Consider the following 12727-nt stretch of genomic DNA (forward strand, 5'->3'; position numbering starts at 1 on the left):
CGCTCTGACCTCCACGCAGCACGTGCCGATGAACGTCGGGACCAGAGCTGCGCTGGCTGAGGTCGTGAACATCTATTTGTTCTTGATTTGTTCTTGACAAAATCTGGCAGTTATATACTTGACGGAACAGACCCATCGGCATAGCTTGTTTCCAAGAGGACAAGCCGATGAATCTGACCGACAAAACCTTCCACGACGACGAAGCCGCCCGCATCCACCTTGAGGCTCAACGCTGGCCTGATGGCGCGTACTGCCCGCATTGCGGCGAGGCTGAGAACGTCACCCTGCTTGGCGGCAAGTCCACGAAGCCGGGCACCTACATCTGCAAGTCCTGCCGCACGAAGTTCACCGTGACCGTCGGCACCGTGTTCGAACGCTCGCATATCGGCCTCGCCAAGTGGATGCTGGCTTTCCGCCTGATGGCTTCGAGCAAGAAGGGCGTCTCGGCTCACCAACTGCACCGCACGCTGGGCGTCACCTACAAGTCGGCTTGGTTCATGGCCCATCGCATCCGCGAAGCAATGCGCCTCGATGCACCTGAGCCGCTGGGCGGCGAAGGCAAGGTTGTCGAAGTCGATGAGACCTACGTGGGCGGCAAGGAAGCCAACAAACACGCCAACAAGCGCAACTCCCGCGACATGTTCGGCCGTAAGGAAGCAGTCGTAACCCTAGTTGAACGTGGCGGCGCGGCGCGCTCGTTCCACGTCGCCAACGTGACCGCGAAGACCCTGCGCCCGGTGATCGTGAAGAACGCCAGCCGCAAGTCGCACCTGATGACGGACGGTGCCCGCATGTACCCCCGCGTAGGTCGCGAGTTCGCGGCTCACAGCGCTGTCGATCACGCGTCCGGCGAGTACGTCCGCTTGGGGCACCACCACTCGAACACGGTCGAGAACTACTTCTCCATCCTGAAGCGCGGCGTGATCGGCACCTATCACCACGTCTCGGAAGCGCACCTCTCGCGCTACCTCGACGAGTTCGACTTCCGCTACTCGAACCGCTCGGGCCTGGGCGTCGATGACGTCATGCGTACGAACGCGATGCTCAAAGGTTCCACCGGCAAGCGCCTGACCTATCGGCGGTCTGGTCAAGGCGCGAACGCGTAAGCAAAAAACTAAGCGCATCCAGAAGATGCGCCAAAAGAACGCACCGGGAACGCGATCCTAGAGGTCGTTGGCGACGTGATAACCTCGTTCTGTCGCGAATCGATTCGCGGCCGGAATGTGCCCGGAGGCGACGATCTCGCCCCTGTACGCCGCCGAAGGCAGAGTTTGCAGCCGAGCCTTGGCGTCGTTCAGATCGCGAGCCCGCACCTCCAGGGCCCATTCCGATCCCTCGTGCCGGTACTCAAAGAGGAACCGGCTTTGCGCATCATCTGAGGAATCAGAACCCATGTATTTCTACGTCTATCTCGATGTGAACCGCCAGCACCGTTGGACGCTTTACGCGGCGAACAATCGCAAGATCGCCAGTTCCGGCGAGGGCTACCACAACAAGCAGGACTGTATTGCGGCCATCAATCTGGTCGCCAGCACCGGCCAGGGCGCAGGCACGCCGATCAGGTACGCCGCCTAGTTAACGTCTGGTTAATTGCCCTTGGGCGCGGGCTTCGGCTCGCGCCCCTCTTTCGGTTTGTGCGGCTTCGGTGGCGTCCGCAGCGCGTTCGCGATCCCGCGCTTGAAGCGCTCGTCAGCGCCGGGTTCATCTTCAGGGGGCTTATCGGTCATGGCTGCATCCAAGCATCCGCACGGCTACGCGCCGATCATGGATTACATGGTTGAGAAGGGACGGAAAGCACCAGCGGTGTGGCCGCCCTCGGATGGATTATTGTACGGCTATGTCGGTCAACTCGCAGTGGCTTGGGGAGGGTTCGAGGGAGACCTAAACGCCATGCTTGACGCCATATTGTTCAAAGCAGGCGAGGACCCACGACGCGCCCACATCGGGCCGTTTCGCACCCGCAAGGCCCTCTTTCGCCAGCACATGGTTTCGGTGTTCGAGACGTGCCCGACCATCTGCGCCACGCTGGACCGGATGCTAAACGAGGCGGCGCAGCTTCATTGGCGCCGCAACATCGTGCTCCACGGCGAGATCCGCACGGGTGCGACGGATGGGTCTGGCGTGCTCAAGGCGGTCGGGGAGCACAACGGCAAGCTGATAGAACTGGAGTACGGCGCCGAGAGCCTTCGCGCCTTCCTCATGCGCGTCGGCCACATGCATGGCCTGCTTGACGCTATCGGCGAGGACCCTGAGCCGCCATCGCACGAAAGACAGTTCGTACGAGCGTTTCTAAGGAGTGCTCATCCTCATTCGGGCGGTCGGGGGCTGTCGCCCATTCCACATAAGCAGCCACCCCTGCCCTGATCATCTCGGGGGTAACCACCGCATCCTTGTTGGCCTCGGTGGCCACCGTCTGTCCTCGACTCTGAGGGCAGCTATTCCTTCCGGCCTGTCACGCTACGAATCAGTGTCTCGTTTTGGGACGTTCCGTCAAGTATATAACTGCCCAAAATCTGAAATCCATGGCAGTGTTCGTTTGCGCGACGCCTCTATCGGGGGTGGCATCCCAGCCACCGCAAAGGCGATCCAATGCCGCGTGGACGATCTCTTTCCGGCCTACCGAACGTCGAGCTCATGTCTCCGCAGGAACTCCAGTCGCTCCAGCGCTATCGAAGGCGGTCGGGTGTGGGCCCCTTCGCGCGAAGCATCGCGGGCAAGGTCTGGAACGCTCCCAACACCGCACTCGGCCTGGCGTATGGGCTTACGGGGCATTTGGTCGGCGAAATCGCCGGCAAGAATCCACAGATTTCGTTGGGCCGGAACGCAATAGAGTTCAGGAATAATCCGCTGACACCGTTCGGGGCGCTTACATTGGGAAATGCCATTATTTATCGAGATGATCCGTACAATATGAGCGATGATTTCTGGTGCGGAGAAGTGCCGAGGGGTCAGGATAATCTACCTGAAAAGCACGAAGACGCACATACTCGCCAGGGCGAAGTACTGGGGCCTCTATATTTTCCATCCAACCTGTTTGGAGGGTTGGCGGGGTTGCTGCTCGACCGCCGCTGGCACGGAGATCATAACTGGAACGAGGCGGGTCCGAAGTCGACGCCGCCGCGGCCATGGCCTTCGCGCAAGTGACCGTCGCGCGAGCCGCGGCGTTTGTGGCCCTCTTGGGCTTGCTGGCCGGCTGTGCGCTGCCGAGCCAGTTCATCTTCACAAACGCCACCGATCGGATCGTGACGCTGCAACTGGAGACCGTGGAGGAAAAGCCCAGAGCCAGGAGCGTGACCGTTCAACCTGGGCGCTCAAGAACCCTGCTGACGGGAGCGATCCCAGCGTACCCGACCTTGAGCATTACGAGCGGGCTTTGCAAGCATCACTACGAGGTTCCCAGGCTTGAGCGACCGCCAACGGAGAGTTGGTTGCTGCGTCTGACGATCAAGCCTGACATGTCGCTCGTCGCGACGCTCAGAAGGGTCGGAGAGTCTCCATCGCTCGCCAGATACAGCGACCTCGCCGAGCCAATGGTCGTCTTGCGGCCGTTTTCGACGGTCTGCCCGTGAGGCGCCGCCTCTAAGCCCCGAGGATCCAGCCTTCTTCGCGTTCGGCGTCGACCACGGTGTCGGGGGGCGTGTCCTTGCCGGGGGCGAAGGCGGCGCCCAGCTTGCCGGCCTCGTCGAGGCGGGCGAAGTGCTCGGCGGCTGCGCGCACCTGGGCCAGGTCCTTGACCTCGCCAGCCGCCGGCTGGACCTTGATCAGCGAGGGATAGACCTCGGCCACCACCACCTCGACGCCGTCGAGGTCGGCGGCGCTCAGCGCGCGGTAGCCGGTCTCGAACGGCCAGACCCGCACAGCCTCGCCGCGCGCGGCCTTCAGCCGGCGCACCGCCGGGATGCCGAGGATCGCCTGGCCGCCCACCGAGCCGTTGTAATAGAGCTTCCAGATCGACGCCGCGCCCTTGGCCGCCAAATCCGCGTGCCGGAATTCCGGCAGGTCGTCCGGTCCATGCGGGCGCGAACGCTTCGGCTGCAGCGTGGTGAGCGTGTCCTTGGGTGGGCAACCCCAGAACGGGAAGGGGCCCCCGGTCAGCCGCCGGTTGATCTCCGCGCCGACGCCGAAGCGGTTGTTGGTGTTGTCGGCCTTGTCCTTGACCATCCGATCGATCTGCGTCCAGACCGCCTGCCACGGCGCGTCGCCCGCGAGGTTCAAGGCGCTGGCGAACCCGCGCGGGAAGCCCAGCGGAAAGTCGAAGCCCACCAGGGCGCGCTCGCCGCGCTTCTTCAGGTCGTCGAGCACGCCGGCCAGCAGCTTTTCTGCCGCCGCCCGCGTCGGCGGGTTGTGGGACTCGAAGTGCATGCGGAAACGGGCGTCGCGCTTGAGCACGCCGATCCATACGGAGTCGGGCCCCGTCGACGGCTTAGCCGCGGCGCTCCAGTCGACGACGACGTAGGCGCTAAAAAGACGCGGCGCCATCACAGGGCTCCCATGCACAGACTTGCGGCTTGTAGCGGTTCCGCCGAAACGGGCCAATGGCGCAGCGTTCACAACCGCGTCTGCGCCGTTACCATGCCGGGACGCCCGTTAGGAGTTACGATTCGTGAGAACCCTGGTCCCGAGCCTCGCGGCGACGCTGTTGCTGGCGGGTTGCGGCGCAGAGCCGTCGAAGGAGGCGCCCAAGGCCCCCTCGGCCAAGGCCGCCGACCCCGCGCCCACCGGTCCCGTCCTCAGCGGCGTCGGCACGGTCGCCGAGGTCAGCCTGCGGACCCTGGTCATCGACCACGAAGCGGTCGAAGGCGGGTTGCCTGCGGGCCGAAACACCTTCCGCCTGTACGGCGACGTGGCCGCTCAGGCCCCGCTGGAGCCCGGCGCGCGCGTCGCCTTCAACTACCAGGACTGGAAGCCGGAACCTGTACTCACCGAGGTTAAGGCAAGGTAGGGGCTCAGCCCACCCGCACCAGCATCTTGCCGAGGTTTTCGCCGCGGAACAGCCCAATGAACGCATCGGGGGCGGCTTCCAGGTCCTCGACCACGGTCTCGGTCAATTTGAGCTTGCCCTGGGCATGCCAGGCGGCGACCTCCGCCAGGAACTCGCCGCGCATATCCATATGCTGGCTCACGTTGAACCCGCGCAGGGTCAGGCCTTTGCCGATCGTTTGCATCAGATTGCGCGGCCCGGGCGGCGGGGTCGCCGCGTTGTATGTCGACACCATGCCGCAGATCGCCACCCTCCCGCCGGGCTTGGCGCAATCGATGGCGGCTTCCAGGTGCTCGCCGCCGACGTTCTCGAAATAGACGTCGATCCCGCCGGGCGCGGCATGGCGCAGCGCCTGGGCGAGAGAGCCCTGCGCCTGCTTATAGTCGATCGCCGCGTCGATCTTGAGCTCGTCCACCAGGAACCTCAGCTTACGCTCGCCGCCGGCCGAGCCGATCACGGTGTGGCCACGCAGCTTGGCGATCTGGCAGGCCATCGAACCCACCGCGCCAGCCGCGGCGGAGACGAACACCACGTCGCCCGGCTTCATCTCGGCGGTTCGCAGCAGACCCGCGTAGGCGGTGAGGCCTGGCGCGCCCGCGCCACTCAGGAACGCGTGCGGCGGCAGGCCGTGCAGGGTGAGCTTTTCGATCTTGTCGGCAGGCGCGTTGTAGCCTTCGCGCCAGCCGTAGTCGCCGAACACCCAGTCGCCCACCCCGAGGCCCGGAGCATTGGAAACGGTCACCTCGCCAACCGAGCGCCCGGCCATGGCCGTCCCCAGGGCATAGGGCGCGGGACCACCTGCGTTCATCTTGCCGCGCATGTAGGGATCGACCGAGATCCAGCGGTTGCGCACCTGCACTTCGCCCGGCGCCGGATCAGGCAGCTCCACCTGGATGATCTCGAAGAGGTCGGGGGTCGGCGCGCCGGACGGGCGGCCGACCAGGTGGATCTCGCGCGTAGCGGTCATGGCGCAGCCTTCCCTTGAGTGTTGTTCCTGGATGTTGCGCGACCATACGCTCGACGCGCTGTGGCGCGCCACTTTGCCGCCGCCGCCCTGGCCGTGCTAGCGCTCGGGCCGCGGCGGTTGCGGAGCGCGAATCCATGTCACAGATCCTGCGAGGCGGCGTCATCGGCGCCGGTGTGTTCGGCGCCCACCACGCTCGCAAATATGCGTCGCTGCCGGGCTCTGTGCTGTCGGCGGTCTATGACGTGGACGCCCAGCGCGCCGCTGCCCTGGCCATGCCGCTGGGCGGGCGGGCTTTCGGCGACCTCGCGTCGTTCTTCGAGGCGGTGGACGTGGTCACGGTAGCCTCGCCCGCAGTGCTGCATGGTGAGCATGCCCTGGCCGCGCTCGCCGCCGGCAAGCCGATCTACGTGGAGAAGCCGCTGGCGGTCAGTCTCGACGACGCCGAGCGCATCCAGGCGCTGGCGGCGCAGCGCGACCTGGTCGTGGCCTGCGGCCATCAGGAGCGCGTGCTGTTTCGCGCGATCGGCCTGTTCGACGCGCCCGAGCCGCCGCTGCGGCTGGAGGCGGTGCGCCACGGGCCGGTTTCCGACCGTAGCCTCGACGTCTCGGTGGTGCTGGACCTGATGATCCACGACCTCGACCTGGCGCTGGCGCTTTCGCCGTCCGAAGCGGTCACCGCGGAAGGTGATGGGGTCAGGGACTACAGCGGCGGTTGGGATGCGGCGCGCGCCGAGGTGACCTTCGCCGACGGTTTCACGGCCGCCTTCGACGTCTCGCGGATGGCGCCGGAGCGCAAGCGCACCATGCGGGTGGTCTACGCCACCGGCGAGGTGGAGATCGACTTCATCTCACGCGCCTTCCGCAACACCACCGGCTGGCCGCTGGACCCCGACTTCGCCGAGGCCCCTGCCGTCAAGGACACGCTCGGCGCCAGCGTTGAGAGCTTTCTCAACGCCGTGCGCGGCGACGCCCCGCGCCCCGAAGTCACCGCCGCCGAGGCCACACGCGCGCTCGATCTGGCGCTGGCGATTGAACAGGCCCTGGAGGAGCACGGCTGATCGGGTCTACGCTCGGCAGGGACAAGGAGACGACCATGCCTGATGCCTACGACTACGGGTTCGACGCCATCGCCGGCGGGCCGCTGCCGCTGAGCAGCTTCAAAGGCAAGCCGGTGCTGGTGGTCAACACCGCCTCCAAGTGCGGCCTGACTCCGCAGTACGAAGGCTTGGAGAAGCTCTATCGCGACTACCGCGACCAGGGGCTGGTGGTGCTGGGCGTGCCCTGCAACCAGTTCGCCGGCCAGGAGCCGGGGACCGAGGCCGAAATCCAGGATTTCTGCGCGCTGACCTACGACGTCGATTTCCCGATGACCGCCAAGGTCGAGGTGAAGGGCGAGGGCGCGCACCCGTTCTACAAATGGGCTGAGGCCGGGCTGGGCGAGGCGGCCGTGCCGGCGTGGAATTTCCACAAGATCCTGGTCGGCAAGGACGGCCAGTTGATCCGCGCGTTCGGCTCGCGCACCGATCCCCTCGACCCGGACGTCGTCGCCGCGGTCAAGCAGGCGCTGTGAGGGTTGCGTCCGACTTGCGGACGGTTCGCAAGTTCGGCGCGTCACTTGGCGCCCACCAGCGCGACCGTTAGGGAAGACGGCTGTTTCTCGGAGGCGTCTTCATGACCAGGAACCCGGACGGAACTTGGGACAAGTCCAAGCTGCCCAGCCGCCACGTGACGGAGGGGCCGTCGCGCGCGCCGCACCGCTCCTACCTCTATGCGATGGGGCTCGGCACCCGTGAGATCAACCAGCCGTTCGTCGGCGTAGCGTCTTGCTGGAACGAGGCCGCGCCCTGCAACACCTCGTTGATGCGCCAGGCGCACGCGGTGTCGGAGGGTGTGAAGGCCGCAGGCGGGACGCCGCGAGAGTTCTGCACCATCACCTTCACCGACGGCATCGCCATGGGCCACGAGCGCATGCGCTCTACACTGGTCAGCCGTGAGGTGATCGCCGACTCGGTCGAGCTGACCATCCGCGGGCACTCCTATGACGCCCTGGTCGGGGTCGCCGGCTGCGACAAGTCGCTGCCCGGCATGATGATGGCCATGCTGCGCCTCAACGTGCCTTCGGCCTTCCTCTATGGCGGCTCGATCCTGCCAGGCGTCTGGCGCGGCAAGGAAGTCACCGTGCAGGACATTTTCGAAGGCGTCGGCGCTCATTCAGCCGGGACCATGAGCCTGGAGGATTTGTGCGACCTGGAGCAGCACGCCTGTCCGGGCGACGGGGCCTGCGGCGGCCAGTACACCGCCAACACCATGGCTTGCGTGTCGGAGGCGATCGGCCTCGCTCTGCCGCTGTCGTCAGCGCTGCCGGCGCCCTACCTTGACCGCGACGCCTATGCGGTGGCCACCGGCAAGGCGGTGATGCAGCTCATCGAGCGCAACATCCGCCCACGTGACATCTGCACCCGCGAGGCCTTCGAGAACGCCGCGGTCGTGGTCGCGGCCACCGGTGGCTCCACGAACGGTGGACTGCATCTGCCGGCCATGGCCCATGAGGCTGGGATCTCCTTCACCTTGCGCGACGTGGCCGAGATCATGCGCCGCACGCCCTATCTCGCCGACCTGATGCCCGGCGGCCGCTATCCGGCGAAGAAGATGGGCGAGGCGGGCGGCATGCCCATCCTGCTCCGCACACTGCTGGACGCCGGCCTGATCCACGGCGACTGCATGACCGTGACCGGCAAGACCCTGCGTGAGAACCTGGAAGGCGTGGTGTTCAATGAGGACCAGGACGTCATCCGTCCGGTCTCCAACCCGCTGTCGCCCACCGGCGGCGTGGTCGGCGTCTGGGGTTCGCTCGCGCCCGAAGGCGGCATCGTCAAGGTCGCGGGCCTGGGCCACACCAAGCACCGCGGCCCGGCTCGGGTGTTCGACGGTGAGGAAGCATGCTTCGCCGCCGTCGAGGCGCGTGACTACAAGCCCGGCGACGTGCTGGTGATCCGCTACGAAGGCCCCCGCGGCGGCCCCGGCATGCGCGAGATGCTGTCGACCACGGCGGCGATCTACGGTCAGGGCATTAGCGACAAGGTGGCCCTGATCACCGACGGCCGCTTCTCCGGCGCCACGCGCGGCCTGTGCATCGGCCACGTCGGCCCGGAAGCTCAGGCCGGCGGCCCGATCGCCTTGGTGCGCGACGGCGACATCATCAACATCGACTGCGACGCCGGCACCATCGACCTGGAGGTCGACCCGATCGAGCTGGAGCATCGGGCGCGGGACTGGAAGCCTCGCGTCACAGACTACGCCACCGGCGCGATCTGGAAGTTCTCCCAGACTGTCGGACCGGCCTATCTGGGCGCGGTGACCCATCCAGGCGGCGTGGCCGAGCGTCACGTCTACGCCGACATCTGATACGCCTCGTCCGCCTGCCCGGCTTTGCGCCGGGCGGGCGGATCAGGACTTGCGATCGTCGTCGAAGTCCTCGTCCAGATCGTCGCCGGGCTCATCCCAGGGCGGCGCGTCGGCCAGTTCCGGTTCCTCGAACAGCTCGGGCTGCTCTTCGGGCGGGATCGGCGGCGGCGGCGGCTGTGGCGGCCGAACGGGGGCGGGCCCCTCACGCCAGGCTGCGTGCCGGCGCAGGATCGCCTCGGCCCGGGCCAGCCATCGGTTGGCCTCCTGCACGGCCTTGGCCGCGGTGGCAGGGCCGCCTTTGCGGGCGACGCCGTCGTCGTTCCAGAGTTCCAGCTCGAAGTCGGGGTGGCGCACGTCGTCGAACACCAGCCGCAGCACCACCTCGTTCGCCATGCCGGCGATCTCGTCCAGGGCGCGGCGCGGTTCGTCGCGGAAGGCGCGCGCGGTGACCAGGCCGTCGACGATCAGCTCGGCGCCGACCAACTCGTCGATCCGATAGACCAGACACCAGGCGCCGGCATCCCAGGCCACCGCCACCGACCCCGAGGTGAAGTTGAATCCCGCCGCGCGACCGCGCCCGTGGGCGATCACCACCGCATCGGCCTCACCGCTCAGCACGCGGCGCATCGCCCGGCGAAGGCGGCGCTCCTCCTCCATCCACCAGACGGCGGCGGCCCCCAGCGCGGTGAGGGCCGCGCCCGCCAGCAGGAGCAGCAGCAGGAGGCGGGCGATTTCGCTCATGCCTGCGACGCTAGCCCGCTTCGACGCCGACGAGAAGCAAGGCGGCCGTGCGGGTCAAAGGTCGAGCTCGACCACCACCGGCACGTGATCCGACGGCTTTTCCCAGCCGCGCACGTCTCGGTGCACCACGCAGCCGATCAGCTTGTCCGCGGCTTGGGGAGAGAGCAGGGCATGGTCGATGCGGATGCCGTTGTTCCGCTGCCAGGCGCCGGCCTGGTAATCCCAGAAGGTGTAGGTCTCCGGCGCGCCGTCGATCTCCATGAAAGCGTCGGTGAGGCCCAGCCACTTGAGCGCCCGGAAGGCGCCGCGGCTCTGCGGCTGGAACAGCGCATCGCCCAACCAGGCGTCGGGGCGGTCCGCATCACGGGTCTCGGGAATGACATTGTAGTCGCCGACCAGAGCCAGCGGCTCCTCCAGGGCCAGCAAGTCGCGGGCGTGGGCGTTCAACCGCTCCATCCAGCGCAGCTTGTAGGCGAACTTGTCGGTGGTGATGGGGTTGCCGTTGGGCAGGTAGATCGAGGCGACCCGCACCGGTTGCGGTCCGGAGACCACAGCTTCGATGTAGCGGGCGTGGTCGTCTTCATCCTCGCCGGGCAGACCTCGGCGCACATCCTCGAGCGGCGTCTTCGACAGCATGGCGACGCCGTTGTAGGACTTCTGTCCGTGGACGGCGACGTTATAGCCAAGCCGTTCAAAGGCCTCGGCGGGGAACTTCTCGTCGACGCACTTGATCTCCTGGAAGCAGGCGACGTCGGGGCTCGCCTCCTCGATCCACTTCAGCACGGTCTCCAGCCGCGCGTTCACCGAGTTCACGTTCCAGGTGGCGATTCGCATGGGCCGGTGCTCCTAGGCTCTACGCGACCTTCTTAGGCGCCGCAGCGAGGGCGCGCCACTGGCAGGGGCGATTCGCACGCCCCATCACCGCCCGTCATCTTCGGGCTTGTCCCAAGGACGACGTCTGACTGGAAAACCGGGCTCAGACCTCAGATCGAGAAGCTGACGCCGCAGCCGCAGCTGGATTTGGCGTTCGGGTTGCGGATCTTGAATTCCGCGCCGGCCAGTTCGTCGACGTAGTCGATCTCCGAACCGTTGAGCAGGGCCAGCGAGACCACGTCCACCAGGGCCGCCGCGCCATCGCGCTCGACCACCAGATCGTCGGGCTCCACATCCTCGACCAGATCGAACTGGTACTGGAATCCCGAGCAGCCGCCGCCTTCGACTGCGACACGCAGTTTCAGCGGGCGACCCTCGGTCATGCCGAGCGCCTGGATTCGGCGCGCGGCCGAGGGGGAGAGAGTGACGGACTGTGTTGTCATGTGCGTTAAACCAAACCTTGGCCTGTTCTATATGTGATCACAACCGGCTTCGACCAAGAGGCCTCTAGCCAGATCGGTTCCATGGCCGTCATGCCGACCCCCCGCGCCGTCTACGCCGAAGACCCCGCCCGATCGCGCGGACGCCGATTCCCGGAGGCCGAGAGCGCGACGCGCACGCCGTTCGCCCGTGACCGCGACCGCATCATCCACGCCACCGCCTTCCGCAGGCTTAAGGAAAAGACCCAGGTTTTCGTGGCCCACGAAGGCGACAATTTCCGCACACGTCTGACGCATTCGCTGGAGGTGGCGCAGATCGCGCGGTCCCTGGCCACGGCGCTGGGTCTCGACGCCGACTTGGCCGAAACCATCGCGCTGGCCCACGACCTCGGCCATCCGCCGTTCGGCCACGCCGGCGAGGATGAGCTGGAACGCCAGATGAGCGACTTCGGCGGCTTCGACCACAACGTCCAAACCTTCCGCGTGATCACCCGGCTGGAGCGCCGCTATCCGCGCTTCGACGGCCTGAACCTGACGTGGGAGACGCTCGAAGGCGTGATCAAGCACAACGGCCCGGTGTCCGACCGCCTGAACCGCCCGTCGTGGCGGGCGATCGCGGCGTTCGATTCGGAGTTCGACCTGCGGCTGGACGGCTGGGCCTCGGCCGAAGCGCAGGTGGCGGCGATCGCCGACGACATCGCCTACAACAACCACGACGTCGACGACGGGGTGCAGGCTGGGCTGTTCAGGCTGTCCGAGCTGCTGGACGTGCCGCTGATCGGTCCGATCCTGGCCGACGTCCAACGCCGATACCCTGACACCGATCCGTCAATCCAACGGCTGGAAGCGGTGCGCGAGATGATCGGGGCGATGGTCGGCGACGTCCTCGCCGAGACCCGCCGTCGGGCCGCTGACAGCCGCGTGGCCACGGTAGAGGACGTGCGCAACCTGGACCACGCCCTGGTCGGCTTCTCCCGCGACATGGCCGAGGACCTGGCGCGGCTGCGCAGCTTCCTCATGGAGCGGATGTACCGCCACTGGCGCGTCAATCGGACGCGCAGCCAAGCCCGCCGTATTCTGGCCGAGATGTTCCAGTTGTTCATGGCCGAACCCGACGTCCTGCCGACGGAGTGGTTCGCCCGGTCGCAGAAGCGCGACGAGGACGGGCCAGCCCAGGTGGTGTGCGACTACATCGCGGGGATGACCGACCGTTTCGCCATTGAAGAGCACCGCAAGCTGTTCCACCTCGAGGTCTGGAACTAGAGCCCGCGCCGGGCCTGTTTCGCAGACCCAGGCCGCCAGCGTCCACAGAGGGACGAT

17 protein-coding genes are annotated in these 12727 nt (G+C 66.6%); 10 read left to right on the top strand and 7 right to left on the bottom strand.

Going from position 1 to position 12727, the window contains the following annotated elements:
- The first annotated feature begins 167 nt into the window (after positions 1-167).
- Positions 168-1106, top strand: a complete 939-nt coding sequence (locus tag Q8R27_RS12170; protein ID WP_305699273.1) for an IS1595 family transposase — start codon at positions 168-170, stop codon at positions 1104-1106.
- A gap of 57 nt (positions 1107-1163) precedes the next feature.
- On the opposite strand, the gene Q8R27_RS12175 is transcribed toward Q8R27_RS12170, so the two are convergent.
- Positions 1164-1394: a hypothetical protein gene (locus tag Q8R27_RS12175; protein WP_305699274.1), complete on the bottom strand. Its 231-nt coding sequence runs from the start codon at positions 1392-1394 to the stop codon at positions 1164-1166.
- On the opposite strand from Q8R27_RS12175, the gene Q8R27_RS12180 reads away from it, so the two are divergent.
- Complete coding sequence (locus tag Q8R27_RS12180) at positions 1393-1575, top strand: DUF1508 domain-containing protein (RefSeq protein WP_305699275.1); 183 nt, start codon at positions 1393-1395, stop codon at positions 1573-1575. The genes Q8R27_RS12175 and Q8R27_RS12180 overlap by 2 nt on opposite strands.
- Before the next feature lie 11 nt (positions 1576-1586).
- On the opposite strand, the gene Q8R27_RS12185 is transcribed toward Q8R27_RS12180, so the two are convergent.
- On the bottom strand, positions 1587-1727 hold the full coding sequence (locus Q8R27_RS12185; RefSeq protein ID WP_305699276.1) for a hypothetical protein: 141 nt from the start codon (positions 1725-1727) through the stop codon (positions 1587-1589).
- Between Q8R27_RS12185 and Q8R27_RS12190 the strand changes: the two genes are divergently transcribed.
- The 3 genes from Q8R27_RS12190 to Q8R27_RS12200 all read left to right on the top strand — a co-directional run bounded on the left by Q8R27_RS12190 (position 1726) and on the right by Q8R27_RS12200 (position 3569).
- Positions 1726-2364 carry a hypothetical protein gene (locus Q8R27_RS12190; protein WP_305699277.1) on the top strand — a complete coding sequence of 213 codons (639 nt, stop codon included), beginning with the start codon at positions 1726-1728 and terminating at the stop codon, positions 2362-2364. The genes Q8R27_RS12185 and Q8R27_RS12190 overlap by 2 nt on opposite strands.
- A 321-nt stretch (positions 2365-2685) precedes the next feature.
- Positions 2686-3144: a hypothetical protein gene (locus Q8R27_RS12195; RefSeq protein WP_305699278.1), complete on the top strand. Its 459-nt coding sequence runs from the start codon at positions 2686-2688 to the stop codon at positions 3142-3144.
- The gene (locus Q8R27_RS12200; protein ID WP_305699279.1) at positions 3126-3569 is read left to right on the top strand and encodes a hypothetical protein; all 444 of its coding nucleotides are present in this window, start codon (positions 3126-3128) and stop codon (positions 3567-3569) included. The genes Q8R27_RS12195 and Q8R27_RS12200 overlap by 19 nt, the downstream gene beginning before the upstream one ends.
- Before the next feature lie 10 nt (positions 3570-3579).
- Here Q8R27_RS12200 and Q8R27_RS12205 read toward each other — a convergent pair whose 3' ends face one another.
- On the bottom strand, positions 3580-4479 hold the full coding sequence (locus Q8R27_RS12205; protein ID WP_305699280.1) for a cobalamin biosynthesis protein CbiG: 900 nt from the start codon (positions 4477-4479) through the stop codon (positions 3580-3582).
- Positions 4480-4603: 124 nt separating this feature from the next.
- Here Q8R27_RS12205 and Q8R27_RS12210 point away from each other — a divergent pair, with 124 nt between their 5' ends.
- Positions 4604-4942 carry a copper-binding protein gene (locus Q8R27_RS12210; RefSeq protein ID WP_305699281.1) on the top strand — a complete coding sequence of 113 codons (339 nt, stop codon included), beginning with the start codon at positions 4604-4606 and terminating at the stop codon, positions 4940-4942.
- Between the two features lie 4 nt (positions 4943-4946).
- Here Q8R27_RS12210 and Q8R27_RS12215 read toward each other — a convergent pair whose 3' ends face one another.
- Positions 4947-5948, bottom strand: coding sequence for an NADP-dependent oxidoreductase (locus Q8R27_RS12215; protein WP_305699282.1), 1002 nt, complete (start codon positions 5946-5948; stop codon positions 4947-4949).
- A 134-nt stretch (positions 5949-6082) separates the two neighbouring features.
- Between Q8R27_RS12215 and Q8R27_RS12220 the strand changes: the two genes are divergently transcribed.
- From Q8R27_RS12220 to ilvD, 3 genes are all read left to right on the top strand, one after another.
- Positions 6083-7006, top strand: a complete 924-nt coding sequence (locus Q8R27_RS12220; RefSeq protein WP_305699283.1) for a Gfo/Idh/MocA family protein — start codon at positions 6083-6085, stop codon at positions 7004-7006.
- A 35-nt stretch (positions 7007-7041) separates the two neighbouring features.
- Positions 7042-7518 carry a glutathione peroxidase gene (locus tag Q8R27_RS12225; RefSeq protein ID WP_305699284.1) on the top strand — a complete coding sequence of 159 codons (477 nt, stop codon included), beginning with the start codon at positions 7042-7044 and terminating at the stop codon, positions 7516-7518.
- A gap of 101 nt (positions 7519-7619) precedes the next feature.
- Positions 7620-9353, top strand: a complete 1734-nt coding sequence (gene ilvD / locus Q8R27_RS12230) for a dihydroxy-acid dehydratase (RefSeq protein ID WP_305699285.1) — start codon at positions 7620-7622, stop codon at positions 9351-9353.
- A 42-nt stretch (positions 9354-9395) separates the two neighbouring features.
- Here the strand turns inward: ilvD and Q8R27_RS12235 are convergent, their stop codons facing one another.
- From Q8R27_RS12235 to erpA, 3 genes are all read right to left on the bottom strand, one after another.
- Positions 9396-10094 (bottom strand): hypothetical protein, encoded by a 699-nt coding sequence (locus Q8R27_RS12235; RefSeq protein ID WP_305699286.1) that lies wholly within the window; start codon positions 10092-10094, stop codon positions 9396-9398.
- A 54-nt stretch (positions 10095-10148) separates the two neighbouring features.
- Positions 10149-10928, bottom strand: coding sequence for an exodeoxyribonuclease III (gene xth, locus Q8R27_RS12240; protein ID WP_305699287.1), 780 nt, complete (start codon positions 10926-10928; stop codon positions 10149-10151).
- A gap of 149 nt (positions 10929-11077) precedes the next feature.
- The gene (erpA, locus tag Q8R27_RS12245; RefSeq protein ID WP_305597178.1) at positions 11078-11410 is read right to left on the bottom strand and encodes an iron-sulfur cluster insertion protein ErpA; all 333 of its coding nucleotides are present in this window, start codon (positions 11408-11410) and stop codon (positions 11078-11080) included.
- Between the two features lie 81 nt (positions 11411-11491).
- On the opposite strand from erpA, the gene Q8R27_RS12250 reads away from it, so the two are divergent.
- The gene (locus Q8R27_RS12250) at positions 11492-12670 is read left to right on the top strand and encodes a deoxyguanosinetriphosphate triphosphohydrolase (protein ID WP_305699288.1); all 1179 of its coding nucleotides are present in this window, start codon (positions 11492-11494) and stop codon (positions 12668-12670) included.
- Positions 12671-12727 lie beyond the last annotated feature (57 nt).

This window comes from Phenylobacterium sp., from assembly GCF_030697305.1.
Lineage (GTDB): Bacteria > Pseudomonadota > Alphaproteobacteria > Caulobacterales > Caulobacteraceae > Phenylobacterium.